The sequence below is a fragment of the Rhodococcus sp. O3 genome (assembly GCF_048897285.1).
Lineage (GTDB): Bacteria > Actinomycetota > Actinomycetes > Mycobacteriales > Mycobacteriaceae > Rhodococcus.
In genome coordinates this window covers 1-4,072 of record NZ_JBMBTE010000072.1, presented here as the reverse complement: position 1 = coordinate 4,072, position 4,072 = coordinate 1, and the positions used below count along the sequence as shown (strand labels likewise).

The window sequence follows — 4,072 nt, the reverse complement described above, 5'->3', positions numbered from 1 at the left end:
CCGTTACCTCGTTTCCGGAACATCTTCGAGTTCCCCACACCACAAACGCCCTGTTCCTCGCCCGGGAGGGCACAGGAACCGACCGCTACTCGCACAAGAGCAACCGCTGCTTATCGTCTATTGCCGGTCGGTCCAACTCTGTTTCATCGGCGCACCTGCGCCTGCCCTGCACGGACCCCCGTCCGCCTCCCCCCGCACGCCGAAGACCGCCCCGAGGTACCGGGGCGGTGAGGTGGGCATTCGGCGCACGCACATCGCCCCAATCTACCGCCTGGGAACACTGCCGCCGAAACGACCGCACGGGACCCGACGCTGCGCGCCGAACCCCGCGGGAGTGAATCTACCGGGCAGTAGCGACAGCGGTCGCGTTTTCCCGTCACCTGCTCACCAGAGCACCGCGATGATCACGTTGAGGATGCCGAGACCGCCGATCGTGTGGGCGAGAGCACCCGTCGAACCCGGGCTCTGCTTCTCCTTCTTGAGGCCCACGATCGCGAGGACGAGGATCACGAGGGCGACCACGAGCTTGATGCCGATCTTCATGTGGTTCAGCTCAACCACGTCCTGCGCCTCGCGCAGACCGACGAGGGCGAGGCCGCTGACGAGCTGGAGGATCGCGCCGTGCAGCATGCCGGTCACGACGCGAGGTTCCTTCACCACGGCGAGCCAGCTGCCGATGATGCCGGCGAGGCCGATGAAGTGCAGGATGAGGAAGATCTTGATGGCGACGTCCATGCCCGTCATCCGAGCATCGACGTCGGTGTTTTGTCCAGTTAGGTCACGCTCAGGATGTGTCCGAGGTCACGAGACCGACCGTCTCGTGGACCGAACTGCTCCAGCACGTGTAGGGCGTCGCCCCGCCACCGGTTTCCCGGTGGCGAGGCGACGCCCTCGAGGCCTGCGGCCCGAAACGCCCTCGAGGCCTGCGGCCCGAAACGCTACTGTCGCGCGTCCTCCCCGCCCGTCGGGGCATGCCCCTGCACGCGGGCTTCGACGGACCGGTGCAGGATCTGCTCGGCGTGCCGCAGCACCGGCGCGTCGACCATCTTTCCTTCGAACTGGAACACGCCGCGTTCCTCGGGCACCGCGGCCAGCACGCGTCGCGCCCACTCGACCTGTTCTTCCGTCGGGGCGTAGGCCTGGCGGATGACCTCGATCTGGCCGGGGTGAATGGCGACCTTCGCGTCGAAGCCCACCGCGACGGCGTCGAGCGTCTCGTCCCGCAGGCCGTCGTGGTCCTTGATGTCGAGATACACCGAGTCCAGCGCCCACCGGCGGTAGGTCTTCGCCGCGAGCAGCGCCGACGAACGGACGTGCCGCGCGACGTCGCGATACGAACCGTCCGCGTGCCGGCTGGACTGGCCGCCCAGCCCGACGACGAGATCTTCCGCACCCCACATGACGCCGATCGTGCCGGCGGCGAGTGCGATCTCGGAGACGGCGAGGGCGCCGGGCGGCGACTCGATCAGCGCGATCACCTCACGCGGCGCGAGGGAGGTGACCTGCTCCGCGGACTCGCACTTGGCGAGCATCACACGCGTGTACGCGGTCTTGGCGAGCGCCTTCAGGTCCTCGGCGTGCTCCTCGGTACCGACCGGGTTGACCCGCACCACGGTCCGTTCGGGATCGAGGGGTGAGTCGACGAGGCAGCGCCGCGCGTAGTCCTTGTCGGCGTGCGCGACACCGTCCTCGAGGTCGAGGATCACGACGTCGGCGATCGCCGCGGCCTTCCCGTACCGCTCGGGCCGGTCCGCCGGGCAGAACAGCCACGCAGGGCCCGGAATGGTGCTCATCGTCGTCAACCTTCCTGCGCCGGATCGACCGGCCGCTTCTGGACGAGAGTCTGCCGCACCGCGACGGCGATCACCTTGCCGTGCTGATTGCGGGCGGTGTGTTCGAACGTCACGATGCCCTGCCCCGGCCGGGACTTCGACTCGCGCTTGTCGGTGATGAGGGTTTCCGCATACATGGTGTCGCCGTGGCGGACGGGATGCGGGAACTTGACCTCCGAGAAGCCGAGATTGGCGACGATCGTGCCCTGGGTGAGCTGCGCGACGGACAGGCCGATCAGCGTGGACAGCGTGAACATCGAGTTGACCAGCGGCTCGCCGAACTCGGTGCCGGCACTGTAGGCGGCATCGAGGTGCAGGGCCTGGGTGTTCATCGTCAGCGTCGTGAACAGAACGTTGTCCGCCTCGGTCACGGTACGGCCGGGCCGGTGCTCGTAGACGGCGCCGAGTTCGAACTCCTCGAACCACAGGCCCCGCTGGACGACGCGCTTGGTGACTTCCGTGTTGTTCGTGGGCGTGTTGTTCGCGGGGGTGTTGTTCGCGGGTGCGGTGCTCACAGGCCCAGCTCCCGCGCCACCAGCATCAGCTGGACCTCGGTGGTGCCCTCGCCGATCTCGAGGATCTTGCTGTCGCGGTAGTGCCGCGCCACCGGGTACTCGTTCATGAAGCCGTAGCCGCCGTGGATCTGGGTGGCATCGCGCGCGTTGTCCATCGCCGCCTCGGACGCGATGAGCTTGGCGATCGCAGCCTGCTTCTTGAACGGCTTGCCGGAGAGCATCAGGGCTGCCGCGTCGTAGTAGGCGGTCCGGGCCGTGTGCGCCCGCGCTTCCATGCGCGCGATCTTGAAGGCGATGGCCTGGTTGCTGCCGATGGGCCGGCCGAACGCCTCGCGTTCCTTGGCGTACTTGACGGACTCGTCGACACAGCCCTGTGCCGCACCGGTGGACAGGGCTGCGATCGCGATACGGCCCTCGTCGAGGATCCGCAGGAAGTTCGCGTAGCCGCGGCCGCGCTCACCGAGCAGGTTCTCGGCCGGCACCCGCACGTCGGAGAACGTGAGCGGATGCGTGTCCGAGGCGTTCCAGCCGACCTTGTTGTACGCGGGTTCGGCGGTGAATCCGGGGGTGTCGGTGGGAACGACGATCGTGGAGATCTCCTTCTTGCCATCCCGTTCGCCCGTGACGGCGGTGACGGTGACGATCTCGGTGATGTCGGTGCCGGAGTTGGTGATGAACTGCTTGTTGCCGTTGATCACCCACTGGTCGCCGTCGAGCTTCGCGGTGGTCTTGGTGCCGCCCGCGTCGCTGCCGGCGCCCGGCTCGGTCAGGCCGAACGCGCCGAGCGCGCGGCCCGCGGCGAGCTGCGGCAGCCACTTGTTCTTCTGTTCTTCGTTGCCGAAGCGGTAGATCGGCATCGCACCGAGCGAGACGCCCGCCTCGAGGGTGATGGCGACGGACTGATCGACCTTGCCGAGTTCCTCGAGGGCCAGGCACAGAGCGAAGTAGTCGCCGCCCTGGCCGCCGTACTCCTCGGGGAAGGGCAGGCCGAACAGGCCCAGCTCGGCCATGCCCGCCACGACCTCGTACGGGAAGGTGTGGTTGGCGTCGTGCTCGGCGGCGACCGGCGCGACGACGGTGCGCGCGAATTCCGCGACGGTGTTCTTCAGGTCCCGGTAGTCGTCGGGAAGCTGGTCGGTGGAGAGGTAGCTGCTCATGGTGCGGTCCTAGTTCTCGGTCTCGGAAGGAACTGCGGCGTCGGAAGGAACTGCGGTGTCGGTGTGGACGGGCACGATGCGTGCGAGGAGCTGGTCGACCTTGACCTGATCGCCGGCGGCGACCAGCAGTTCGACGGTGCCGTCGACCGGCGAGGTCAGGGCGTGCTCCATCTTCATGGCCTCGACGACCACGACCGTGGTGCCGGCGGTGACCGTGGCACCGGCCTCGACGGGGGTGGCGATGACCGTGCCCGGCATGGGGCTGGTCAGCTCCGCTTCCCCGGCGTGCGCATCCGCGCCGCGGATGTTCGGTTCGCGGGCCTCGCGCACCGGCCACGTGCCGCCGTTGCCGGCCAGCCACACGTGATCGTCGTCGGCGGCGACGCGGAACACCGAACGCCGGCCGTCGAGGGTGATGCTCAGGACAGCCCCGTCGAGCTCTGCGGTGAGCGGGCGCCCGGGGCCGTCCTCGATGCGGGCGGTCGCGGCACCGGGAGTGCCGCTGATGTGCACGTGGTCGGTGCGGGTCGGGGTCTGCAACCGGATGGTCGTCGGGGCCGGGGTGCCG

5 protein-coding genes are annotated in these 4,072 nt (G+C 68.5%); all 5 read right to left on the bottom strand.

Features of this window, described 5'->3' with window-relative positions; translation table 11 throughout:
- Positions 1-384: 384 nt before the first annotated feature.
- The gene (locus ACN675_RS19055; protein WP_420752329.1) at positions 385-735 is read right to left on the bottom strand and encodes a hypothetical protein; all 351 of its coding nucleotides are present in this window, start codon (positions 733-735) and stop codon (positions 385-387) included.
- 203 nt (positions 736-938) lie between these two features.
- Positions 939-1,793: an HpcH/HpaI aldolase/citrate lyase family protein gene (locus ACN675_RS19050; protein WP_420752328.1), complete on the bottom strand. Its 855-nt coding sequence runs from the start codon at positions 1,791-1,793 to the stop codon at positions 939-941.
- Positions 1,794-1,798: 5 nt separating this feature from the next.
- Positions 1,799-2,260, bottom strand: a complete 462-nt coding sequence (locus tag ACN675_RS19045; protein WP_231611510.1) for a MaoC family dehydratase — start codon at positions 2,258-2,260, stop codon at positions 1,799-1,801.
- Positions 2,261-2,343: 83 nt separating this feature from the next.
- On the bottom strand, positions 2,344-3,504 hold the full coding sequence (locus ACN675_RS19040) for an acyl-CoA dehydrogenase family protein (protein ID WP_197256305.1): 1,161 nt from the start codon (positions 3,502-3,504) through the stop codon (positions 2,344-2,346).
- A gap of 9 nt (positions 3,505-3,513) precedes the next feature.
- Positions 3,514-4,072 (bottom strand): biotin/lipoyl-containing protein (locus ACN675_RS19035; RefSeq protein ID WP_420752327.1); only part of this gene is annotated, 559 nt, incomplete at its 5' end.

Coding starts and splice junctions, on each gene's coding strand:
- ACN675_RS19055 (WP_420752329.1), bottom strand. CDS start 735: ATGGACGTCGCCATCAAGATCTTCCTCATCCTGCACTTCATCGGCCTC.
- ACN675_RS19050 (WP_420752328.1), bottom strand. CDS start 1,793: ATGAGCACCATTCCGGGCCCTGCGTGGCTGTTCTGCCCGGCGGACCGG.
- ACN675_RS19040 (WP_197256305.1), bottom strand. CDS start 3,504: ATGAGCAGCTACCTCTCCACCGACCAGCTTCCCGACGACTACCGGGAC.